The 21,553-nt window shown below is 70.9% G+C and carries 19 protein-coding genes and 1 pseudogene; 11 read left to right on the top strand and 9 right to left on the bottom strand.

What is annotated here, in order from left to right:
- Positions 1 to 134 precede the first annotated feature (134 nt).
- Positions 135 to 485: a hypothetical protein gene (locus AB0N07_RS44025; protein WP_365845373.1), complete on the bottom strand. Its 351-nt coding sequence runs from the start codon at positions 483 to 485 to the stop codon at positions 135 to 137.
- A 61-nt stretch (positions 486 to 546) separates the two neighbouring features.
- Positions 547 to 1,329, bottom strand: a complete 783-nt coding sequence (locus tag AB0N07_RS44020; protein WP_365845371.1) for a hypothetical protein — start codon at positions 1,327 to 1,329, stop codon at positions 547 to 549.
- Between the two features lie 512 nt (positions 1,330 to 1,841).
- On the opposite strand from AB0N07_RS44020, the gene AB0N07_RS44015 reads away from it, so the two are divergent.
- Both AB0N07_RS44015 and AB0N07_RS44010 read left to right on the top strand, forming a co-directional pair.
- Positions 1,842 to 2,498 carry a transglycosylase family protein gene (locus AB0N07_RS44015; RefSeq protein WP_365845369.1) on the top strand — a complete coding sequence of 219 codons (657 nt, stop codon included), beginning with the start codon at positions 1,842 to 1,844 and terminating at the stop codon, positions 2,496 to 2,498.
- A 119-nt stretch (positions 2,499 to 2,617) separates the two neighbouring features.
- Positions 2,618 to 3,259 carry a transglycosylase family protein gene (locus AB0N07_RS44010; protein ID WP_365845375.1) on the top strand — a complete coding sequence of 214 codons (642 nt, stop codon included), beginning with the start codon at positions 2,618 to 2,620 and terminating at the stop codon, positions 3,257 to 3,259.
- Here the strand turns inward: AB0N07_RS44010 and AB0N07_RS44005 are convergent.
- The 3 genes from AB0N07_RS44005 to AB0N07_RS43995 are packed head-to-tail and all read right to left on the bottom strand — an operon-like array spanning position 3,153 to position 7,048.
- Positions 3,153 to 3,869 carry an ATP-binding cassette domain-containing protein gene (locus AB0N07_RS44005; protein ID WP_365845367.1) on the bottom strand — a complete coding sequence of 239 codons (717 nt, stop codon included), beginning with the start codon at positions 3,867 to 3,869 and terminating at the stop codon, positions 3,153 to 3,155. The genes AB0N07_RS44010 and AB0N07_RS44005 overlap by 107 nt on opposite strands.
- The gene (locus AB0N07_RS44000) at positions 3,866 to 6,565 is read right to left on the bottom strand and encodes an ATP-binding cassette domain-containing protein (RefSeq protein ID WP_365845366.1); all 2,700 of its coding nucleotides are present in this window, start codon (positions 6,563 to 6,565) and stop codon (positions 3,866 to 3,868) included. Before AB0N07_RS44000 ends, AB0N07_RS44005 begins: the two co-directional genes overlap by 4 nt.
- A gap of 9 nt (positions 6,566 to 6,574) precedes the next feature.
- Positions 6,575 to 7,048: a hypothetical protein gene (locus AB0N07_RS43995; RefSeq protein ID WP_365845364.1), complete on the bottom strand. Its 474-nt coding sequence runs from the start codon at positions 7,046 to 7,048 to the stop codon at positions 6,575 to 6,577.
- Positions 7,049 to 7,182: 134 nt separating this feature from the next.
- Here AB0N07_RS43995 and AB0N07_RS43990 point away from each other — a divergent pair, with 134 nt between their 5' ends.
- The 4 genes from AB0N07_RS43990 to AB0N07_RS43975 all read left to right on the top strand — a co-directional run bounded on the left by AB0N07_RS43990 (position 7,183) and on the right by AB0N07_RS43975 (position 11,043).
- Positions 7,183 to 7,758: a hypothetical protein gene (locus AB0N07_RS43990; RefSeq protein ID WP_365845362.1), complete on the top strand. Its 576-nt coding sequence runs from the start codon at positions 7,183 to 7,185 to the stop codon at positions 7,756 to 7,758.
- Positions 7,727 to 9,025 (top strand): ABC transporter substrate-binding protein, encoded by a 1,299-nt coding sequence (locus tag AB0N07_RS43985; RefSeq protein WP_365845360.1) that lies wholly within the window; start codon positions 7,727 to 7,729, stop codon positions 9,023 to 9,025. Before AB0N07_RS43990 ends, AB0N07_RS43985 begins: the two co-directional genes overlap by 32 nt.
- Positions 9,026 to 9,135: 110 nt before the next feature.
- Positions 9,136 to 9,945, top strand: coding sequence for a hypothetical protein (locus tag AB0N07_RS43980; RefSeq protein ID WP_365845358.1), 810 nt, complete (start codon positions 9,136 to 9,138; stop codon positions 9,943 to 9,945).
- 54 nt (positions 9,946 to 9,999) lie between these two features.
- Positions 10,000 to 11,043 carry a YafY family protein gene (locus AB0N07_RS43975; protein WP_365845356.1) on the top strand — a complete coding sequence of 348 codons (1,044 nt, stop codon included), beginning with the start codon at positions 10,000 to 10,002 and terminating at the stop codon, positions 11,041 to 11,043.
- On the opposite strand, the pseudogene ctaD reads toward AB0N07_RS43975, so the two are convergent.
- Positions 10,976 to 12,610: pseudogene (gene ctaD, locus AB0N07_RS43970) on the bottom strand (cytochrome c oxidase subunit I); the annotation flags it as partial. The gene AB0N07_RS43975 and the pseudogene ctaD overlap by 68 nt on opposite strands.
- Before the next feature lie 462 nt (positions 12,611 to 13,072).
- On the opposite strand from ctaD, the gene AB0N07_RS43965 reads away from it, so the two are divergent.
- Complete coding sequence (locus tag AB0N07_RS43965; RefSeq protein ID WP_266953865.1) at positions 13,073 to 13,288, top strand: I78 family peptidase inhibitor; 216 nt, start codon at positions 13,073 to 13,075, stop codon at positions 13,286 to 13,288.
- 93 nt (positions 13,289 to 13,381) lie between these two features.
- On the opposite strand, the gene AB0N07_RS43960 is transcribed toward AB0N07_RS43965, so the two are convergent.
- Positions 13,382 to 14,404 carry a phosphatase PAP2 family protein gene (locus AB0N07_RS43960; RefSeq protein WP_365845354.1) on the bottom strand — a complete coding sequence of 341 codons (1,023 nt, stop codon included), beginning with the start codon at positions 14,402 to 14,404 and terminating at the stop codon, positions 13,382 to 13,384.
- Between the two features lie 238 nt (positions 14,405 to 14,642).
- Positions 14,643 to 15,893, bottom strand: coding sequence for a glycosyltransferase family 39 protein (locus tag AB0N07_RS43955; protein WP_365845352.1), 1,251 nt, complete (start codon positions 15,891 to 15,893; stop codon positions 14,643 to 14,645).
- Positions 15,894 to 16,154: 261 nt separating this feature from the next.
- Between AB0N07_RS43955 and AB0N07_RS43950 the strand changes: the two genes are divergently transcribed.
- Together AB0N07_RS43950 and AB0N07_RS43945 are read left to right on the top strand one after the other, a co-directional pair.
- The gene (locus AB0N07_RS43950; protein ID WP_365845350.1) at positions 16,155 to 17,762 is read left to right on the top strand and encodes an MFS transporter; all 1,608 of its coding nucleotides are present in this window, start codon (positions 16,155 to 16,157) and stop codon (positions 17,760 to 17,762) included.
- Between the two features lie 173 nt (positions 17,763 to 17,935).
- Positions 17,936 to 19,126 (top strand): acyl-CoA dehydrogenase family protein, encoded by a 1,191-nt coding sequence (locus AB0N07_RS43945; RefSeq protein WP_365845348.1) that lies wholly within the window; start codon positions 17,936 to 17,938, stop codon positions 19,124 to 19,126.
- A gap of 36 nt (positions 19,127 to 19,162) precedes the next feature.
- Here AB0N07_RS43945 and AB0N07_RS43940 read toward each other — a convergent pair whose 3' ends face one another.
- Positions 19,163 to 19,603 (bottom strand): cell division protein SepF, encoded by a 441-nt coding sequence (locus AB0N07_RS43940; protein WP_365845346.1) that lies wholly within the window; start codon positions 19,601 to 19,603, stop codon positions 19,163 to 19,165.
- 321 nt (positions 19,604 to 19,924) lie between these two features.
- On the opposite strand from AB0N07_RS43940, the gene AB0N07_RS43935 reads away from it, so the two are divergent.
- On the top strand, positions 19,925 to 21,109 hold the full coding sequence (locus AB0N07_RS43935; RefSeq protein WP_365845344.1) for a DUF5685 family protein: 1,185 nt from the start codon (positions 19,925 to 19,927) through the stop codon (positions 21,107 to 21,109).
- A gap of 187 nt (positions 21,110 to 21,296) precedes the next feature.
- The coding region (locus tag AB0N07_RS43930) for a hypothetical protein (RefSeq protein ID WP_365845342.1) at positions 21,297 to 21,553 on the top strand (257 nt) is incomplete at its 3' end.

Here is a 21,553-nt window from a genome sequence, read left to right as displayed (position 1 = left end):
GTTGTTTTTCGTGGGCACTTTTTCTTGTTGTGGGTTGGGGGGGTCTTCTCTGGCGTATATATGTTTTTTGTTTGGGTTTTTGGGGGGGGGGCGGTCCCGTCGGGACCGCCCACCTCCATGTCTCAGCGACCGTCTCAGCGACCGCCGCGCGGGCCTGGTGGCAGTGCGGCCGGCAAGCGCTGCCACTGCGTCTGCTGCCGGGCGCTGTAGGCCCCGGCGCTGTAGGCGCTGTACGAGCTGCTGAACGACCCCGGCCGATGACCTCCGTGCGGCTCCGAACTGGTCGGAATGTTGCCGAAGGCGACGAACCCCAGGTTCTCCTCGCCGCTGCGGTCGCCCGGCAGCGTGCGGAAGGACTTGACGTACTCGGACCAGAGCGCGTCGTAGATGGGCGTGGCCGAGTGGCTGCCCGAAATGTCCTGGGCCGAGCGGGCGGAGGGGATCGGCTGGAAGGACTGGCGGCGGGGGATGTCGTATGCGTGCACGTATGTCCAAACGACCCCGAACTTCAAGGGATGCGGTTGATATCCGCCTCTTTGGGTGATCTCATGTGCCCGCGAGCGGCATGGCGACGCCGACCAGCTTCCCGTTGGCCGCCGCCTTGTCGAGCGCGTCCCGCAGCAGGTCCTCCCGGGGCTGACGCCCGATGGACCCCACCGGCGCGGCGAACATGAGCACCTGCTGGTGCTTGTTGGCGGCGGCCCGCCAGCCGTCGGTCACCTGTAGCGGCTGGTGCGCCTGCCACCACGCCACCTGCTGCCCGCCGTTCGTGCCGGGCTGCAGCACGGCGTGCAGCTGCCCCATGGCGACCAGCACCGACCAGCCGTGCAGCACGGGCGGCACCTCGGACAGCTCCATGAGCGGCATGAACCCCTGCTCGATCAGCAGCGGCAGGAAGTCGTCGCCGAGCCCGGTCGTGCCCGGCCGCACGATGGGTCCGGTCGGTTCGACGACCAGTGCCGGGTGCAACTCCCCGGCGATCAGGACCAGTCCGCTGGTCACGCCGAGCACGGCCTGCTCGGGGACGACCTGGTCGGGGTCCAGGTCCACGGTGTCCCCGGAGATGGAGCGCACGGCCCCCTGGAGCTGCTCCTCGGTGACCTGGACGACCTGCGAGGGCAGGCAGGTGGCGTGGGCGAAGGCGAGAACGGCGGTCTCCTCGCCGACGAACAGGACGGTGCTGGTGCGCTCCTGTTCGGAGTCGCCCGGGGTGCGGCAGGAGGTGCAGTCGTAACTGCCGGGGGCGTTCTCTCCGGCGAGCAGCCGGTCGGCTTCTTCGTCGCCGATCTCGGCTCGTACCTCGTCGCTGACGTCGAGCATGCGCGGCACGGGTGGCTCCCCTCGGGAAGTGTGAACCGGGCGGGTCCCGGGCTCATGAAGAAGACAACGGGCGATCTGTGGCGGGAGTCACGCTTCAGGGCGAACGGAGTCGAACCATCCGCCGCGCAGGGTCACCGCAGGTGCGGAATCGGGCACTCACTGTCAATTCCTTGGATATCCAAGGAAGTTGGTTGCGTGAAGTGAGTCACAGGCTCTCGGACCTCGTGGTCGACAAATCAGGAAATACGCGAATTAAGTGGGTGGCCGAAAATTGCCGATACCGGCGGTAACGGCGAACTGGCCTGGAATGACAAGCAGTTGGTTGCTGACGCCTCGACAGGATCCTTAGATTCCTCCGCCGTGTGCAACGAGCACCGCTCGGGAACGTCCGCCGACCGCACCAGCCAGCACTACCCAGCACGACGCGATCACCGGCGGACGGGGCGGAGCGCGGCGACCGGCCCATGTGCCGGGAGCGCGCCCCGCCTTGGGGGAGCCCGGGTGTTTCGAGAGGGAATTACATGTCCGAGTGTGCCGATACCAGCCGTGACAACGTCCGCAGGAACCGTACGACGGCGCTCCTCGCCGGGGCGGCACTGCTCGCCCCGCTCGGGCTGCTGGCCGCGACCGGCAACGCCGCGGCGGCGGACGGCGGGGTGTGGGACCGCATCGCCCAGTGCGAGAGCGGCGGCAACTGGCACATCAACACCGGCAACGGCTACTACGGCGGGCTGCAGTTCTCCGCCGGTACCTGGCGCGCGTACGGCGGCACGGCCTATGCGCCGACGGCCGCCGGCGCCTCCAGGGAACAGCAGATCTCCGTGGCCACCAAGGTCCAGAACGCCCAGGGTTGGGGCGCCTGGCCGGTCTGTTCGGCACGGGCCGGAGCGTACGGCAGCGCACCCGCGGCCTCCTCCGGCTCCGCAACCACCGAGTCCGCGCCGGTCGCCAAGTCGGAACCGGTCGCCAAGTCGAAGCCGTCGAAGGCGCCGACACGTTCGACGGGGCACACGGCGCGCGGTGCCTCCCGCGGCGACTACACCGTCCGCGAGGGCGACACCCTGAGCGAGATCGCCGCCCGGCACGGGACCACCTGGCAGCGGCTGTACGCCGCCAACAAGGCCGTCATCGGCCCCGACCCCGACCTGATCGTGCCCGGGCAGCAGCTCGACCTCTGAGCCGCTCCCCGCACCGAAGGGCTCCGTCCGGTCGTCCGACCGGGTGGGGCCCTTCGGCCCATCGGACGCGCCGGACCGGTCGCGGGCCGCCCACTGCTTACCGTGGCCCGATGTTCCGCATGCACCGTACGCAGTTCGCACTCGCGCTGGCCGCCGCCCTGTTCGGCGCCCTCGTCCCCGTCACGGCGCAGGCGGCACCACCGCCACCGCTGCCGGGGACGCTTCCGGTGCGCTTGTCCTACGCCTACGCCTGCGCCAAGGACCACTGGCCCTGGGGCTGCATCGCGGACTGCGAGAGCGGCGGACAGTGGGACATCAACACCGGGAACGGCTTCTACGGCGGGCTGCAGTTCCGGCAGTCCACCTGGAAGTACTTCGGCGGGCTGAAGTTCGCCCCGCGCGCGGATCTCGCCAGCCGCGAGGAGCAGATCGCCGTGGCCGAGAAGGTGCTGGCCGCCCAGGGATGGGAGACCTGGCCGGCCTGCTCCCAGCGCTACCGCCTCCAGGGACGTGTGCACGCCGTCCACGCCGGCGAGACGCTGGTGTCGATCGCGGACAGGTACGGCATCGACGGCGGCTGGCTGTCGCTGTACCGGGCCAACAGGGACATGGTCGGCGAGCGCCCGGGCCGGCTCAACGTCGGTACGCAGCTGCTCATCCCGCGGGGCTCGGCCCGCGCCCAGGAGCCGTACCAGGACTTCGAGGTGGCCGGTCCGCCCCTGTCCGAGGACGACGCTCCCGTTCGCCCGCCTCTCCGCTGAACACGACGGTGCCGCGGCGCAGTTCGTACACGATGACCCCGGTCCGTTCCAGGAGCCCGGGCGGCAGCCGCTGCTCGGCGATGACGACGCAGGCGTCGAGGGCACCCAGCAGCTCGTAGGTGCGGGCCGCGACCGCGGGCGACATGCCCTGCGCGGGCTCGTCGACGAGCACCACGCGCGCGCGTGCCAGCAGGGCGCGGGAGAGCGCGAGCATGCGCTGCTCGCCTCCGGAGAGGGTGCCGGCGCGGCGTGCGAGCAGGGGTTCCAGCTGCGGGTACGCCTCCAGGGCGAAGCCATGGTCCCCGGACGCCAGTTCGAGGTTCTCGTGCACGGTGAGGGAGCCGAACACGGCCTGCCGCTCGGGAACCAGACACAGCCCGCGCCGGGCCCGCTCGTATGCCGGTGTCCGGCTCACGTCGACGCCGTCCCACACCACCGCGCCACCGGACAGCGGTACGAGGCCGGCCAGCGCGCGCAGGGCGGTCGTACGGCCGGATCCGTTGCGGCCGAGCAGGACGGTGAGGCCGGGGCCGGGGGCGGCGAGGGTGACGCCGTGCAGGGCCTCCAGGGGGCCGTAACGCACGCGCGCGTGCCGCAGGGAGATGGTCATGGGCCCGCCTCCCCGGTGCCGAGCGGGTCGAGTACGTGTCCGGGTGGGCCGGAGGCGACGATGCGGCCCGCCGTCATGACGTGCACGACGTCCGCGAGGTCGGCGACCAGGTCGAGGTCGTGCTCCACCACGAGGAGGGCGATGCCGTCCGCCGCCAGGGCCTTCAGCACCCGTGCCAGGGCGGCTACTTCGGTGCTGTCGAGGCCGGCTGCGGGTTCGTCCAGCAGCAGCACACGGGGGCTGCCTGCGAGGGCCCTGGCGAGTTCCACGCGGCGCAGTGTGCCGGTGGGGAGGTCTGCGGCGGGCAGGGTCCGCACGGGGCCGTCGAGGCCGAGCAGCCGCAGTGCCCGGTCCACGGCTGCGGGGTCGTTCACCCGGCCCTGTTCGGCGCCCACGCGGACGTTCTCGGCCACCGTCAACGACGGGAAGACGGAGAGTTGTTGGAAGGTGCGGGCGATTCCCAGGCGGGTGCGGGTGTGGGCGGCCAGCACCGTGATGTTCCGTGCGCCCAGGCGCACTTGGCCGTGGGTGGGGTGCAGGGTGCCTGCCAGGCAGTGGAACAGGGTGCTCTTTCCTGCGCCGTTGGGGCCGACGATTGCGGTGATCTGTCCCGGGCGGACGGTGAGGTCGACTCCGTCGAGGGCTTTGAAGCCGCCGTAGCGGGCGTGGAGGGTGTGGGCTCTGAGCGTTGGTGCGGGTGAGTGAGCGGGCACCCGGCCGTCGGCCGGGTTGGGGTTCCCACCCGCACCACCCGTGACACCTTCGATGTCGGGTGCGGGTGGCCCTTGTGGGGGCTGAACGCCGTCGCCGGCCGCGGCTTGGTTCCGTGGCGCCCCCGCCAACTCGGGCCGCAGCTTCGTCCGTACCCGCATCCCCATCGGCGTCAGCCTCGCCTCCCGACTTGGCCGCAGGGCTCCCGCCGCACGCCGCAGGGCCTCGTACGGGCCGCCCGGGAAGCGGCCCACGAGCACTGCCAGTACGCCGATCAGGGCTGCGGCCACGCCGCCGCGGGCGCCCGCGTCCAGGCCCACCAGGAGGGCGGCTGCGGCCAGGGCGCCCAGGGTGCTGTCGGCGCCCAGTACCACGACGGCGGCGAACCACAGCAGGCTGCGCACCGGGTCGTAGGTGTTCGGGTCGAAGGCCCGCAGGCCCATGCCCAGCATGCCGCCGCCGAGCGCGGCCAGGGCGGCGCCCGAGACGAAGGCCAGGAGCTTGAGCGAGGGGACCTGGACGCCGGCTGCCGAGGCACCCGACTCGTGGTCGCGCATGGCGGCCAGGGCCCGGCCCGTGCGGCCTCGGCGCAGCGCCCGCGTGGCCAGCAACGCCACTGCCAGCAGCACCAGTTCGAGGACGTAGTAGGCGCGGTCGCCGTCGAAGCCCGCCGGGCGGTCCAGGGCGAGACCGGACGTGGCGTACGGCTGGGCGAAGACGAAGCGGCTCACGCCGACGCCCACCGCGAACGTCGCCAGCGCGAGGGCGAGGCCCTGGCGGCCGATCGCCGGCCAGCCCGTCAGGAGGCCCAGGGGAGCGACCAGGACGACCGCCACCGCCAGCGCGGCCAGTTCGGGCAGGCGTGGCAGCACCGGGAAACGGCCGGCTGCGAGGAGGGCCGTGAACAGGGCGCCCAGGCCCGCGTACGCGGCCTGGCCGAGGGAGATCTGGCCGCCCCGGCCGGTGACCACCACCAGGGACAGCAGGACCACGCCCAGCGCCGGCACCTGGACCGAGGTGTGCAGGTCCGAGCCCGCGAAACCCAGGGGGAGCAGGAACAGGACGACGGCCACTGTCCATGCGCCCGGCGGTGTCGGCACGCGCGCGGTGGCCGTGCGCGGGAGCGCGTCACGGGTGCCGATCCGCGGCAGCACGAGGGCTGCGACCAGCAGCGCCACCACGAACAGGTTCGCGCCCACCGCCTGCAGCAGCGGCTCGCCCCAGCCGGAGGGATGCAGCCGCGTCAGCTGGCTCTGTGCGATCCCGATGCCCAGCGCCACGACGACGGCCACCGGCAGGTTCCGCATCCGCGCCGCCACCGCGACCGCCACCACCTCCATGACCAGCAGCGGCAGACCGTACGGGTCCAGGCGCACGTACGGCGCCAGCAGCACCCCCGTCAGGCCCGCCGTGAACGCACCGAACGCCCAGCCCGCCGCCGCCACCCGGTCCGCGTCGATCCCGCCGAGCACCGCGAGCTGCCGGTCGTCGACCACGGCCCGCAGCTCCCGCCCGAACCGCGTCCAGCGGATCACGGCTGCGACGCCCACGGCCAGCACGAGCACCACGGCCAGCTGGCCCCAGGGGTCCTCCGAGACCAGTTCCGGGGCGTCGTCCCGGGCCCCCTGCCCCCACACCAGCGCCGCCCCGCCGACCAGCAGGACGAAGACCCCGATCGACGCGACGAGCGTCTGCGCCGGGTCGCTGCCCAGGACGGCGAGCGGCCGGAAGACGAACCGCTCCAGGACCACGCCGATCGCCGGGGCCAGGGCGACGAGCGTCACCGCCGCCGCCGGCCACAGCGGCCAGCCCCACTCGACCACGCACTGCCGCAGCACATACGCGCACACCATCGCGATCGCGCCGTGCGCGAAGTTGAGCACGCCGGTCGCGCGGTACGTCACGATCAGGCCGATCCCGGTGAGCGCGGCCGCGCTGCCGACGGAGAGTCCGGCGAGCGTGAGGTCGTACGTCAGGGAGGACATCGGCAGGCTTCAGTCGGTCTCGTCGGCGGGTTCGCAGATCGGGCACGGGCCCAGCTCGCCGCTCTGCAGCAGTTTCGCGTCGACCGGTACGGCCTCCGCCTTCCCGGAGACCAGCGGGCAGTCCGCGCGGTGCCACAGCGTGCCGCCCGGCACCATCAGCAGGTCACCGCTGACCGCGAGGGGCAGGGCGGCCGACTGCCCCTCGTCGGCGTCGGCGGACTCGGCGGCGACCAGGAGGCCGTGGAGCTCCTCCACGCGCGCGGCGGCGAGCGCGTTGCGCCCATGGGTGAGCAGCACCGACCCGGCGACGATCAGCGCGGCGCCGGGGACCGTGCAGGAGGCGAGATAGGGCAGTTGACGCTCGGCGTAACGCTCACCGGAGACGCCGTACCAGCCGATGACGCACAGCACCGCACCCGCGGCGAGCGCGGCCCAGCCGGCCCACAGGACGGGGTGCACGGTCCGCAGTCGGCCTGTCCGCATTGCTGGCTCCCACAGTCGCGAGTCTGTGCATGTGCCTGTCCATGTCAGCCAATGGCTTGCACTATGCCCTCTGGAAGCTGACCCTGAAAGCACCGGGCGCACCTTGCCCGGACCGACACCCGGTGGTGAGCCAGATGGTTCTCGGGAGCGACCTCAGGCAGGGGAACGCAGGCAGGGGGCGCGGCCCCAGGGCGGGGGGACGGGGTACGGCGTTCGCGGCCGCCCTTGTTCTCGTCTTCGTCCCGGTCCTCGCGGCCTGCAGCGACAGCAGTGGCGGTGGCAGCGCGAGCACACCCCCCACTCCGTCCGTGGAGCAGACGACGAGCGCGCCGGCCACCGCGCCCGCCGACCCCGCGGCGGCCAAGCAGGAGATCAGCAGGAACTGGCAGAAGTTCTTCGACCCCCAGACACCCCTGGCCCAGAAGCAGAAGGTCCTGGAGAACGGCGAGCGGATGGCGCCGGTCCTGAAGGCCTTCAGCGGTGACAAGCGCGGCGGACAGGTGCAGGCGAAGGTCCAGAAGATCGAGTTCACCTCGCCGACCCAGGCGACCGTGACGTACACGCTGACCCTGAACGGCGCGACCGCCCTGCCGAACGCCTCCGGGACCTCGGTCCAGCAGAGCGGCACCTGGAAGGTGTCCGTCAACACGCTGTGCGCGCTGGTCAAGCTGAGCGGCGATGCGTCGGCCTCGCCGGCACCGGGCTGCTGACGCGGTCGCCGCGGCGCTGCTGCTCCTGCTGGGCACGGCCTGCGGCAGCCGTCTGCCGGAGAGCGACTTCGAGCACGGCGGCCGCACGAACGCGCCCGCGCCCAGCGGCAGCTCGTCCGTCCGCGTCGGCATCATCACCAGCGCCACCAGCCCGGTCGGCGGCAACACCTTCACCGGCCCGCGCGACGGCGCCAAGGCCTTCTTCGACCGGCTCAACGCGCGCGGGGGCATCGACGGGCACCCGGTCGAGGTGCGCGAGTGCGACGACGGCGGCAGCGGCGTCGGGAACAACACCTGTGTGCGCCGGCTGATCGACGAGGACCAGGTCGTCGCGCTGGTCGCCACCACCGCGCTGGACTACGCGGGCGCCTCCCGCGTCTCCCACGCGCGCGTGCCCGACATCGGCGGCCAGCCCATCGGCGCCGCCTACGACACCTGGCCGCACCTCTACGGCATCTACGGCAGCCTCGCCCCGAGGAACGGCACCCCCGGATGGAACGGAAGGCTCTACGGCGGCACGGAGGTCTACCGCTACTTCAAGCGCGAGAAGGGCGCCCGCACGGCCGCCGTCGTGTCCTACAACCAGGCCGCGTCCGCCGCCTACGCCCGCCTCGTCGAGGAGGGTCTGAAGGCCGAGGGCTACAAGGTGGTCACCGAACAGGTCGACTTCGCGCTGCCCAACTTCCGTGCCGCCGCGGCCGACCTGAAGCAGCAGGGCGCCGACCTGGTCTTCGACGCCGTCGACACCCACGGCAACGCCCAGCTGTGCAAGGCGATGGACGAGGTCGGCGCCGAGGTCATCGCCAAGGTCACCAACGTGCAGAACTGGACGTCCACCGTGTCCGAGGACTACAAGGACTCCCCGCGCTGCCGCAACGCCCTCTGGGCGACCGGCTCCAGCCGGAACTACGAGGACACCGGCGACGCGGCCGTACGGCAGTTCCGGGATGCCACGCAGGGCCTGAAGACGCACTCCCAGTGGCAGTTGGAGGGCTGGGCGGCCGCCATGTGGTTCACGGACGCGGCGAAGTCCTGTGCACGGACGGGCGTCACGCGCGCGTGCGTCGACGCCTTCATGAACCGCAGCGAGAACTACACCGCGGGCGGGCTGCTGGTTCCCGTCGTCTTCGAGCGGTCGGCCGAGCCGCCGAAGGACCGCAGAACCTGCTTGTCGGTGGCCCGCTGGCAGGACGGCAGGGGCTGGGTGTCCCAGGGGGACATGAACGGCAACTGCTTCGACGTGCCCCAGCTCTCCTACCAGCCGTAGTCCGGTATCGACCGTCATTCGGTGTCGGCCGCAGCCCGGGCGAAGGGCAACCAAAGCGCCTGTCCGAGGGTCTGACCGAGAAGCACAGGCCGAGAAGGGATCCGTACCGTATGACGACGGTGGCTCCGCAGTCCACACCGCTGCGCGCCGACTGCATCGCCGACTCCGCGGGCGGCCTGACCTTCGACGTCCGCGCGGTCGGGGAGACGGCCACGGCCCTGCTCGTGCTGCGCCGCCGCGAAAGCCACGACGAGGTGTACCTGCCGCTGACCCCCGCCGCGGACGGCCGGCTGCGTGCTGCACTGCCCAGCATCGTCGCCCTCCCCGAGGGCCGCTGGGACGCCTACGCGCGCGTGGACGCCGGCGAGCCGCGCCGCCTGGCGCCCGGCGTCACCGATCTGCGCTCGCTCGCCGCCCGGACCCCCAGCGGCTCCCGCGGCCATGTCGCCGTCCGCATCCCGTATGCGACCCGGCAGGGCAACCTCACCGTCCGCAGCTGGCTGCGCGCCCCGCACGCCGAGGCGGGCGAACTGCGCATCGGACAGGGCGTGTTGACGGTGCCGGGACGGGTGTACGGCATCGGGCTCGGGCCGGACGTCCATGCCGAGCTCCGCGGCCGGCACGCTCCCGTCCCGGTGCGGCGGACCGAAGTCCTCGCCGACCGCACCGAGTTCCGCTTCAAGGTGGTCTACGGCGCCTTGGAGCCGGGCCTGTGGGACCTGTGGCTGCGGCCCGCGGGAGAGGCGGGACCGGCGGTGCGGATCGCGCGGCTGCTCGACGACGTGGCCGACAAGAAGCCCGTGTTCACCTGTCCACGCGTGCGCGTGGACGCGCCGTACGGCCCCGTGGAGGCCGGGCCGTACTACACGCGGGACAACGACCTGTCGGTGTCCGTCACCGCGGTGAGCCCGCCTCTCTAGGACAGCAGTCCTTCAGGACAGCAGCGGTCCGCAACGGCTGGCAGACTCGGACCCATGTTGGAGACCTCGGCACGACTGCTGCGTCTGCTCTCGCTCCTCCAGGCCCACCGCGAGTGGTCCGGCGCCGACCTCGCCGACCGTCTCGGTGTCACTGCGCGCACCGTGCGCCGGGACGTGGACCGGCTGCGCGAGCTGGGCTATCCCGTCAACGCCAGCCCCGGCACCGGCGGTGGCTACCAGCTGGGCGCGGGCGCCGAGCTGCCGCCGCTGCTCCTTGACGACGACGAGGCGGTCGCCGTCGCCGTCGGGCTGCGCACGGCCGCCGGGCAGGGCATCGAGGGCATCGGCGAGACCTCCGTACGGGCCCTCGCCAAGCTGGAGCAGGTGCTGCCGAACCGGCTGCGCCGCCGGGTGGGTGCTCTGAACGCCTTCACCGTGCCGATGCTGCGCGGTCCGCAGCCCTCCGCCGTCGACCCGGCCGTCCTGACCGAACTGGCCAACCTCTGCCGGGACTCCGAACGCCTGCGCTTCGAGTACAGCGACCACGGAGGTGCTTCGAGCCGCCGGACCGTCGAACCCCACCGTCTGGTGTGCACCGAGCACCGCTGGTACCTGGTCGCCTGGGACCTCGAGCGCGCGGACTGGCGTACCTTCCGCGTCGACCGCATCACGCCGAAGCCGCCGCACGGCCCGCGCTTCGCGCCGCGCACCCCGCCCGCCGACGACCTCGCAGCGTACGTCTCGAAGGGCGTCTCCACCCGCGCGTACGCCTCACATGCCGTCGTCCGGCTGCACGCGTCCCTGGAAGACGCGGCGGAGCGCATCTCGCCCTCGGCGGGGCAGTTGGAGGCGGACGGCCCCGACGCCTGCATCCTGCGCACCGGGGCCGCGAGCCTCGACGTCATGGTGATTCACGTGATGATGACGGGCTTCGACTTCGAGGTCCTGGAGCCCGTCGAACTCACCGAGGCGATCAGGACGGCCCGGGACCGGCTTTCTCGCGCTCTTCTCCCTCAGGCTCCTCGGGCGTCGCCGCGAACTCGGGATGGTGCAGGTCGAACGCCGGGGACTCGGAGCGGATCCTCGGCAGGACCGTGAAGTTGTGCCGGGGCGGCGGGCACGCGGTCGCCCACTCCAGCGAGCGGCCGTAGCCCCAGGGGTCGTCGCTCTCGACCTTCTCGCCGTACTTGGCGGTCTTCCAGACGTTGTAGAGGAACGGCAGCGTCGACATGCCGAGCAGGAACGCGCCGATCGTCGAGATGGTGTTGAGGGCTGTGAAGCCGTCCGCCGCGAGATAGTCGGCGTACCGCCGTGGCATGCCCTCCGCGCCCAGCCAGTGCTGCACCAGGAACGTGGTGTGGAAGCCGACGAAGAGCGTCCAGAACTGGATCTTCCCCAGCCGCTCGTCGAGCATCTTGCCGGTGAACTTGGGCCACCAGAAGTAGAAGCCGCCGAAGACCGCGAAGACGACCGTGCCGAACACGACGTAGTGGAAGTGCGCCACGACGAAGTAGGTGTCCGAGACATGGAAGTCCAGCGGCGGCGAAGCCAGGATCACCCCGGTCAGACCGCCGAACAGGAACGTCACCAGGAAGCCGCACGCCCACAGCATCGGTGTCTCGAAGGACAGCGAGCCCTTGATCATCGTGCCGATCCAGTTGAAGAACTTCACGCCGGTCGGCACGGCGATGAGGAACGTCATGAAGGAGAAGAACGGCAGCAGCACCGCGCCGGTGACGAACATGTGGTGCGCCCACACCACCACGGACAGCCCGGTGATCGCCATCGTCGCGCCGACCAGCGTCAGATAGCCGAAGAGCGGCTTGCGGCTGAAGACGGGGAGGATCTCCGTGACGATGCCGAAGAACGGCAGCGCGATGATGTACACCTCGGGATGGCCGAAGAACCAGAACAGGTGCTGCCACAGCAGCGCCCCGCCGTTGGCCGCGTCGAAGACCTGCGCGCCGAACCGCCGGTCCGCCTCCAGACACAGCAGCGCGGCCGCGAGCACCGGGAACGCCATCAGGATCAGGATCGACGTGAAGAGCGTGTTCCAGGTGAAGATCGGCATCCGGAACATCGTCATGCCGGGGCAGCGCATCCCGATGATGGTGGTGATGAAGTTGACCGCACCGAGGATCGTGCCGAAGCCCGCCAGCGTCAGCCCCATGATCCACAGGTCGGGTCCGACTCCGGGGGAGCGCACCGCGCTGTTGAGCGGCGCATAGGCGAACCACCCGAAGGCGGCGGGACCGCCGGGCACGAGCAGCGAGCCGAGCACGATCAGGCCGCCGAACAGGAAGAACCAGTACGACAGCATGTTCAGCCGCGGGAAGGCGACGTCGGGGGAGCCGATCTGCAGCGGCATCAGCTCGTTGGCGAAGCCCGCGAACATCGGGGTCGCGAAGAGCAGGAGCATGATCGTGCCGTGCATGGTGAACAGCTGGTTGAACTGGTTGTTGTCCATGATCTGCAGCCCCGGCCGGGCCAGTTCGGCGCGCATCAGGAGCGCCATCACCCCGCCGGTCAGGAAGAACAGGAACGAGGTGATCAGGTAGAGGTGCCCGATCTTCTTGTGGTCGGTGGTCGTCAGCCAGTCGACGATCACCCGGCCCTGACTGGTCGGCACGGGTCGCGCCGCCGCCTGCACGGTCTGGGTCCCCATCGCTCGCTCGCCCCTTCGCTCGTCGCGCCCCGGGTCCGCTGAAGCCCGCGCCACCCCCACCCGCGAGCTCACGTCATGATGCGCGCGCCGCCGCGCGCTCCGACAGGGGGCGTGCGGGGGTTCTGTGCTGGAACCGTGTATTTTCTACGCGGTGTCAGCTCTCACGGACCTGCCGGGAATCGGACCGGAAAGAAGTCCGGGATCAGTTCTCCCGGCACTTTCCGACGGGCTATTCGGAGAGCGGCCGCGACACGCGGGAATTACGTTCGATTGCCTGCGGAAGGCCTACGGAACCGGCACGGAACCGCTCGTACGTGTGACACCCGCAGCGCAGTAGTTGATGTCACATGAGGGCGAAACACGTGTCGTGATCCTGTGACAGAAGTGTGACCGGAGGGGGATGTGGGCCCTGTGGGACCGCCCCGCCTTCCGCGGCCGCGGGACAGGGCCTAGCGTGACGGCATGGCACCGATTCCCACTCCGCAGGCGGAGCCCCAGGACAGTCCGGACGCGTATGTCGGCCTCGATGCGGCCGGTGCCGAGCGGCGCGCGCGGGAGCGCGGCTGGTCCACGGTGCGCTCGCTGCCGCCGGGGGCGATCATCACGATGGAGTACCGCACGGGCCGGCTGAACTTCGAGGTGGAGGACGGCCGGGTGGTGCGGGCCTGGAAGGGCTGACCGATGGCGAAGGCCCCGGTTCCCGTTCGGGAACCGGGGCCTTCGCCGTGCGCGGGGGTGGTTGTGCGTACCGGCCCCGCTGCCGTTGTGCTCTCAGCCGCCCGTCAGGGGGCGGGCCGTGGAGGTCGTCGCGCCGCGCGGGATGCGGTCCGCGTGCGGCGGGCGGCGGCTGCCGGCCGGAGTGACCGGTGTGCGCTCCGAGCGGGCCGTGTGCGGGCCCGGGGCCAGATAGACGGGCGCCCGGGCCGAGCGGGCCCCGGAGCCGACCGTCTCGCGTGCGGCGGCCTCGTCCTGTGCGGCCGTACGCGGCTTGAGCGGCACCGGAGCGCCCACGGGAGCGGCCGGTGCGGTGGCACCCTTGCGGGCGCGCCAGCGGTCGCGCAGGTCGAACAGGGCGACCTCGGCCTTGGCGATCCCCGGCTCGCACCAGGGCAGGGCCAGCAGGATCAGCAGGCCGGCGGCCCAGCCGAGGAGCACGTCGCTCAGCCAGTGCGTACCCAGGTAGACGGTGGCCAGGCCCACGCCCAGGGCGGTCAGTGCGGACAGGGCGGACAGCCAGCGGCGGGCTCTCGGGGTGGAGGCGAGGTAGGCCAGGATGCCCCAGGTCACCACGGCGTTGGCGGTGTGGCCGCTGGGGAATATATCGCCGCCCATGCCCATCTCGTTCGAGCCGATCGTGGTCGCGTAGTGCGGTCCGAGGCGGCCCATGCCGAGCTTGGCGGCGCCCACGGTGATGTTCAGCAGCAGCAGCGAGGCGCCCAGGGTCAGCAGCGGGCGCAGGGTGTGCTGGCGCCAGGAGCGCCAGCCCAGCCAGGCCGCCACCATCACCGCGGTCGGACCGCGCTGCCCGAGCACGACGTAGTAGTCGACGAACCAGTGGATGTTGTGCCACTGCTGGTAGGGGCGGAAGAACATGACCTGCCAGTCGAAGCGGACCAGCCACGACGTGGTCACGACGAGATACACGATCGCCAGGTAGAAGGCCAGGGTCCCGGTCAGCAACGCGACCCGGTGCCGGCTCATCCTCGGCACATCGATGTGGGCCGGTCGTTCCGGCTCCCTGTCCAGTCTGGCGAACACCCGGTCCAGACGGGTGAGGTTTCGTTCGGTACGCACCCAATCGACGTTACAGCGAGTGAGGTAAGTTCTCCGTCTCTTCAGCTGCTTTGTGATGACGATGTGATGTGGGATTCCTCTCAGGGGTGGGTTTATTTCCAAGGAATCCGCAAAGTCCGGCGGCCGCTCCCTTCAATTCCTTTGATCATTCCGCGAACCAGTTTTATGGGACTTATGAATTCGTTCACCGAATGCTGGGGTTGATTTATCCGGACGCTCACCGGCGCCCACGAGTCGATCATGGAGGACCGGAGCCGTTCAGCCAGAACGCTCCGTACACGGCCGATGCCACCGCGACACCGCCCACCACCAGTGCCGACCGGGACGTACGCAGCCGGGACAGGGCCAGGGCGAGGGGCAGCAGCAGCGGGAAGGCGGGCAGCAGCAGGCGCGGTTTCGAGCCGAAGTAGCTCGACGCGCACAGGGCGAGCGCGGTGACCACACCCGCGTAGACCAGCAGCGGGAGCGGCTGGCGCTGTCGTACGCAGACGACGTACAGCCACACCACCAGCCCGACGCCGGCGACGATCCCGGCGGCCGCCGGAGCCGACGGGAGGGACGTGAACTTTTCGGCGACGAAGCGGGCGAAGGCCAGGCCGCCGTCGAAGCCGTTGCGCCAGCCCGCCTGGACGTCCAGATAGCCCAGCGGGCCCCTGCCCGTGCGGTGGCCGACCCACAGGACGTAGCCGGCGGTGCCCAGTGGGGCCAGGAGCATGGCCAGGGCGCGTCGTACGGCTGCGGCGGCGCGCAGCGCCTCCAGCGCGCCGCCGGATGACCCGACGCGCCGCGTGGAGCCTTCCCCGGACGGCGCGGGAGTGCACTCGCCCGCGCGCGCGTCCGCCGCGCTCCGCTCTCGCACGAACGAGACCGCCCCGGCCGCCCACACCGCCGCGACGACGGCGAGCCCGACCGGCCGGGTCAGCCCCGCCAGCGCGGCCAGCGCGCCCGCCGTCGGCCAGCGGCCGGTCAGGACCGCGTACAGCGACCACGCGGCGAGCGCCGTGAACAGCGACTCGCTGTATGCCATCGACTGCACGATCCCGACGGGCAGCACCGCCCACAGCAGGACCGCGCACACCCCGGCCCGGCGGCCGTACACAAGCTCCGCGACCGCGAAGATCCCCCAGGCCGCCGCGAGTGAGGCGAGCAGGCTGACGAGGAAACCGGCGTCGGCGTACGACAGCGGGCTCACCGCCGCCATGCCGCGCTCCAGCCAGGGCAGCAGCGGGAAGAAGGCCAGGTTCGAGTGCACGTCGCCATCGGGCAGCCGCACCTCGTAGCCGTAACCGAGCTCGGCGACCCTCGTGTACCAGAGCGCGTCCCAGCGGGCCGTCAGCAGCGTGTACGCGCTCTTGCCGCGCGCGGCGCTCCACAGGGCCAGCACGAGCAGGCCCAGGGCGCGCACGGCCACGTACCCGATCAGGGCCGGGGCCGCACGGCGCAGGGCCGTCTCGCGTGGCGGCGCAACGCGTGTCACAAGGTCGGTCACGGGCTCGATTATCGACGGCCGAGGGAACCGGAAGGCCCGGCGGGGCGTGACCCGGAAGGAGGGGGAGTGGCGTACGCCACACCGGTCTGTGCGAAGTCTGAGAGGTCCGCCACGTGACCTTTACACGAACTCGCGTACGCTGACGTGTCACTCGCCTTCGTTGCGCGGGCCGGAGACCACCGCTCCTCTCCGGCCGAGATCACGGGGAGTCCTCACCCCGTGTGCCCGCCGACCGCGAGGGAACATCTGGGAGGTACGTACATGTCCGGGACGACCACGGCCGCCACTGCGCTGCGCCGTCGGGCGGCCGGGGCCGGTGCCAACCGCTGGGTCGTCCTCGTCGTCCTCTGCACGAGCCTGCTGCTGGTCGCGGTCGACGCGACCGTGCTGCACGTGGCGGTCCCCGCCGTCACCGAGGACCTCAGGCCCGGCGCGATAGAACTGCTCTGGATCGTCGACGTCTACCCCCTCGTCTGCGCCTCGCTGCTGATCCTCTTCGGCACGCTCGGCGACCGGGTGGGCCGCAGAAGGATCCTGCTGCTCGGCTACGGCCTCTTCGGTGTCGCCTCCGGTCTCGCGGCCCTCGCCCACGACCCGCAGGTGCTGATCCTCGCGCGGGCGCTGCTCGGCGTCGGCGGCGCGATGATCATGCCCGCGACGCTCTCGATCCTCCGCCAGGTCTTCCCCGACCGGCGGGAGAGGGCCCTCGCGATCGGTGTCTGGAGCGCGGTCGCCGCGGTCGGCGCGGCGGTGGGGCCGCTGCTCGGCGGCTTTCTGCTGGAGCACTTCTGGTGGGGTTCGGTCTTCCTCGTCAACATCCCGTTGATGCTGGTCAGCCTGCCGGTGGGCCGGCTGCTGCTGCCCGAGTCGCGGGGCGCAGGTGACGGCCCCTGGGACGTGGTCGGCGCGCTGACGGCGGCCGCCGGGCTGTTCGGCGTGGTGCTGGGCGTCAAGCGGCTGGGCGGCGGCGAGCTGGGTCTGTTCACCGTGGCGCCGCTGGTCGTGGGCACCCTGCTGCTGGTCCTTTTCGTACGACGGCAGCGGCGCCGTACGCATCCGCTGGTGGACCTCGGGATGTTCGCGCGGCCCGCCTTCAGCACCGCCGTGGGCTGCATCGTGCTGGCGATGCTCGCGCTGGTCGGTCTCGAACTGATCGCGGCGCAGTATCTGCAGCTGGTGCTGGGGCTGTCGCCGCTGGAGACCGGGCTTCGGCTGCTGCCGCTGACGTTCGCGGCGATGGCGGCGGGGCTTGCGGGCGCACGGATGCTGCGCCGCTTCGGCCCGCGCCGGATGGTGAGCTTCGGGTTCTGCCTCACGGCCGGGGCCGTGGTGCTGTTGACCGTGATGGGCGGGTCCGACAACGCGGGACTGATGGTGGCCGCGTTCATGCTGCTGGGCTTCGGCCTGGAGACCACGCTCTTCGGGGCGTACGAGTCGATGCTGAGCGAGGCTCCACCGGAGCAGGCCGGCGGCGCTGCGGCGATCGGCGAGACCTCGTACCAGCTGGGGGCGGGGATCGGTATCGCGCTCCTCGGGAGCGTGATGAACGCCGCGTACACGCCCGGACTGGCGACCGTTCGGGGAGTTCCTTCAGCGGCCTCGGCCGCGGCGGGGCACTCGCTGGGCGAGGCGTATCAGGTTGCTGCGCAGCTGGGCGGGCCGGTTGGTGTTGCGCTGCGGCGCGCGGCTCGGGATTCCTTTGTGCATGGGCTGCATGTGACCTTGCTGGTCAGCGCAGGGTTGTTGCTGCTGGGGGCGGTTATGGCGTTGCGGTTGCCGCGGATCATGCACTGTGGGGAGCGTGAGCATGCGGCGGCGGTGGAGCTGCCGGCGCCTCGGGAAGTTGCGGATTCCAGGGTCTCGGCCTGATCTTGCTGCGGCGCCGTCGTGGCTTGTCGCGCCCACGCGGCGGAGCCGCATATCGACACAGCCCTGCGCCCCTTTTCAGGGCGCGTGTACTGGACGTAGAGGACACTGCACCGTAACGTCGGCCCCAAAGTCGTAACTAGCGGTGCTAGTTTTTCGCCGTGCCGGAGGGTTCCATGTCTGCGTCCTCGAAACTGCCCCCCTTTGACCCGGCCGACCCCCTCGGCATCGACGACCTGCTCGAACCCGAGGACCTGGCCGTTCGTGACACCGTGCGGGCCTGGGCCGCGGACCGGGTGCTGCCGCATGTCGCCGACTGGTACGAGAGGGGGGAGCTGCCTCAGATCCGGGAGCTTGCCCGCGAACTCGGCGGTATCGGCGCCCTCGGTATGTCGCTCAGCGGGTACGGGTGTGCGGGGGCCAGTGCCGTGCAGTACGGGCTTGCCTGTCTGGAGCTGGAGGCCGCCGACTCCGGGATCCGGTCGCTGGTCTCCGTGCAGGGGTCGCTCGCGATGTACGCCATCCACCGGTTCGGCAGCGAGGAGCAGAAGCAGCAGTGGCTGCCGCGCATGGCCGCCGGCGAGGCCATCGGCTGCTTCGGGCTGACCGAGCCCGATCACGGGTCCGACCCCGCCTCGATGCGCACGCACGCCAAGCGGGACGGCGGCGACTGGGTCCTCAACGGACGGAAGATGTGGATCACCAACGGGTCCGTGGCGGCCGTCGCCGTGGTGTGGGCCCGGACGGAGGACGGGATCCGCGGGTTCGTCGTGCCCACCGACAGCGCCGGGTTCTCCGCGCCGGAGATCAAGCACAAGTGGTCGCTGCGGGCCAGCGTCACCAGCGAACTCGTCCTCGACGACGTGCGGCTGCCCGCCGATGCCGTGCTGCCGGAGGTCGTCGGCCTCAAGGGGCCGCTCAGCTGTCTCTCGCACGCCCGCTACGGGATCGTCTGGGGCGCCATGGGCGCGGCCCGCAGCTGTTTCGAGGCCGCCGTCGACTATGCGAAGTCACGGGAGCAGTTCGGGCGGCCCATCGGGGGTTTCCAGCTCACCCAGGCCAAACTCGCCGACATGGCGGTCGAACTGCACAAGGGGATTCTGCTCGCCCACCATCTGGGACGGCGCATGGACGCCGGCCGCCTGCGTCCCGAGCAGGTCAGCTTCGGCAAGCTCAACAACGTACGAGAGGCGATCGAGATCTGCCGTACCTCACGGACGATCCTCGGCGCCAACGGGATCTCGCTCGAATACCCCGTCATGCGGCACGCCACCAACCTCGAGTCGGTGCTGACCTACGAAGGCACCGTCGAGATGCACCAGCTCGTACTGGGCAAGGCGCTCACCGGACTCGACGCCTTCCGGTGAACCCTGCGCGGGGCAGGGCCGGTGAGCGGCCCTGCCTCAGCTCTGGTTGAAGAACCCGTCCGAACGGTGCGAGGCCGGGTCCCCGCTGATGATTTCCGTGTCGGCGGGCGTGAGCAGGAAAACGCGGTTGGAGACACGGTCGATCGAACCGCGCAGACCGAAGATGAGCCCCGCCGCGAAGTCGACGACGCGCTTGGCGTCGGACGCCTCCATGGCGGTGAGGTTCACGATCACCGGGACACCCTCACGGAACAGCTCGCCGATGGCGCGGGCGTCCCGGAAGCTGTCCGGGGTCACCGTGCCGATACGGCGGCCCTTTTCCTCGGCGGTGTCCGAGGCCACCTTGACCCGCGGGTCGGTGACCCAGGCATCCCCAGGCTGCTCGGTCCCTTCGGAGTAGTCGTCGTCGTAGTAACGCTCGTCATCGTTGTCGTCAACGAGGCCAAGCCAGGCACTCGCCTTGCGTACCGATCCCATGGACGCCTCCTCTCACAGCGGTCCTTCTTGCTTTCCGCATCCCTATGGTCATCCATGATGCGGTTGGCGCGCCAAGTGGATAGACGCCGCGCGGGGGGTTTGTGACGGTACTGGTGCAGAGCGAATCCGTCGAGAGCCCGCGTTTCCCAAGGGTCGTGCTGTACACAGATGCTGACTGTGAGTGAAATATGATTCTTCACGGCGTACGGGTGACGGGCAGTGCGTACGGGTGAACGCAGTGGTCGGTACGATGCGGCAGCTCAACGCCGTATCAGAAGCAGCAGTAGCACCGGAAGTCACACGAGCCACGGGGGGATCGTCGTGTTCGGAATCGTCAGGCCATGTCGGCACAGGCTCGGTGAGAACCTCAAGTCCCAATGGGTTGCCCATTTGTGCGGACTGTGTCTCGCGCTGCGCAAGGACCACGGTCAGTTCGCACGCGTCGTGACCAACTACGACGGGCTGCTCATATCCGTTCTGACGGAGGCTCAGGCCGAGCGGGCCGCCGCGTGGCGGCGTACGGCGGGGCCTTGTCCGCTGCGCGGGATGCGTACCGCAACCGTCGCGCAGGGAGAAGGGGCGCGGCTCGCGGCGGCCGTGTCGCTGGTGCTCGCCTCGGCCAAGGTGCGGGACCACCTCGCCGACGGGGACGGGCTGCTGGCGCGCAAACCGGTGGCGCTCGCCGCCCGCCGGGTGGCCTCCAGCTGGGACGCGGCGGGGGCCCGTACGGGATCCGCCGTCGGGTTCGACACCGCGGTGCTCGTGGACGCCGTCGACCGGCAGACCGGTGTCGAGGCGCTCGCCGGGCCCGGGACGCCGGTGCTGACGGTCACCGAACCGACCGAGACGGCGACCGCGGCCGCGTTCGCGCACACCGCGGTCCTGGCCGGACGGCCGGGCAACGCCGAGCCGCTCGCCGAGGCCGGGCGGCTGTTCGGGCGGCTCGCCCATCTCCTGGACGCCGTGGAGGACAGGGAAACTGACGCCGCGTCGGGCGCCTGGAACCCGCTCACCGCCACCGGGACCCCGCTCGCCGAGGCCCGGCGGCTCGCCGACGACGCCCTGCACGGGATCCGGCTCGCGCTGCGCGAGGTGGACTTCGCCGACAGCGGGCTCGCCCACCGGCTGCTCGTGCACGAACTGCGCACCTCCGTCGACCGCGCCTTCGGTGCGGCCTCCTGTGCGCACGGGTCGGCGCCTTCGCTGTCGGGGCCGTATGCGCCGCCCGGCGGCCCCGGTGGGCCGTTCCTGCCGCCCCAGCCGCCCAGGCGTGAACGGCGTGGGCTGCTCGCGGGCTGTGCGGTGTGGGCAGGGCTGGCCTGCACCTGCCAGCTGTGCTGCGGTGAGTACGAGGACCCGTGGAGCCGTGAGCGCAAGGAGGGCCTGTGCAACGACTGTGACGACTGTTGCGATTGCTGTGACGGCTGTGACGGCTGTGACGGCTGCAACGGCTGCGGCGACTGCTGTGACGGGTGCGACTGCTGCGACTGCGGCTGCGACTGCTGATCCGGTATCGCAGGTGTCGTATACGGAATGCGCCGCACGGAGCGGCCACCTGGCGCTTCCCGAAGATCCTGTGTCCACAACGTAAAAGAAGAAGATGATCGGGTGACCGGTGCCCCGTGAGGTCGTTGGGCGGAAGCAGAACCATTTCTGTCCCTGTCCCAACTCGCCACCCATATAAGGCACTTCAGTGGACGTCACAGCAAAAGCGACCACCACCATTCGCACCAGGCTGCTGCGGATCCTGATCCTCGCCCTCGCGGTCCTGCTGACGCTGCTCGGCGTCGCGGCCGCCGAGCAGATCTCCGCCTACCGCAACGCATCGGCCACCGACCAGAACGCACGGCTGGAGATCACCCAATGCCGCGAAGTTAAGGATTGCCCGCGAGCGTCAAGGTGTCCGGAAGGATCAGTTTGTAGGTGTTGGGGGCGGTGCGGGTCAGCAGG

The sequence above is a fragment of the Streptomyces sp. NPDC051172 genome (assembly GCF_040682555.1).
Classification (GTDB): Bacteria; Actinomycetota; Actinomycetes; order Streptomycetales; family Streptomycetaceae; genus Streptomyces.
The sequence above is the reverse complement of the archived record's forward strand: the minus strand, read 5'-3'. Positions and strand labels throughout refer to the sequence as shown.

Coding starts and splice junctions, on each gene's coding strand:
- AB0N07_RS43990 (WP_365845362.1), top strand. CDS start 7,183: ATGGTTCTCGGGAGCGACCTCAGGCAGGGGAACGCAGGCAGGGGGCGC.
- AB0N07_RS43975 (WP_365845356.1), top strand. CDS start 10,000: ATGTTGGAGACCTCGGCACGACTGCTGCGTCTGCTCTCGCTCCTCCAG.
- AB0N07_RS43985 (WP_365845360.1), top strand. CDS start 7,727: ATGCGTCGGCCTCGCCGGCACCGGGCTGCTGACGCGGTCGCCGCGGCG.
- AB0N07_RS43980 (WP_365845358.1), top strand. CDS start 9,136: ATGACGACGGTGGCTCCGCAGTCCACACCGCTGCGCGCCGACTGCATC.
- AB0N07_RS44010 (WP_365845375.1), top strand. CDS start 2,618: ATGCACCGTACGCAGTTCGCACTCGCGCTGGCCGCCGCCCTGTTCGGC.
- AB0N07_RS44015 (WP_365845369.1), top strand. CDS start 1,842: ATGTCCGAGTGTGCCGATACCAGCCGTGACAACGTCCGCAGGAACCGT.
- AB0N07_RS43995 (WP_365845364.1), bottom strand. CDS start 7,048: ATGCGGACAGGCCGACTGCGGACCGTGCACCCCGTCCTGTGGGCCGGC.
- AB0N07_RS43950 (WP_365845350.1), top strand. CDS start 16,155: ATGTCCGGGACGACCACGGCCGCCACTGCGCTGCGCCGTCGGGCGGCC.
- AB0N07_RS44005 (WP_365845367.1), bottom strand. CDS start 3,869: ATGACCATCTCCCTGCGGCACGCGCGCGTGCGTTACGGCCCCCTGGAG.
- AB0N07_RS44000 (WP_365845366.1), bottom strand. CDS start 6,565: ATGTCCTCCCTGACGTACGACCTCACGCTCGCCGGACTCTCCGTCGGC.
- AB0N07_RS43940 (WP_365845346.1), bottom strand. CDS start 19,603: ATGGGATCGGTACGCAAGGCGAGTGCCTGGCTTGGCCTCGTTGACGAC.
- AB0N07_RS43945 (WP_365845348.1), top strand. CDS start 17,936: ATGTCTGCGTCCTCGAAACTGCCCCCCTTTGACCCGGCCGACCCCCTC.
- AB0N07_RS43965 (WP_266953865.1), top strand. CDS start 13,073: ATGGCACCGATTCCCACTCCGCAGGCGGAGCCCCAGGACAGTCCGGAC.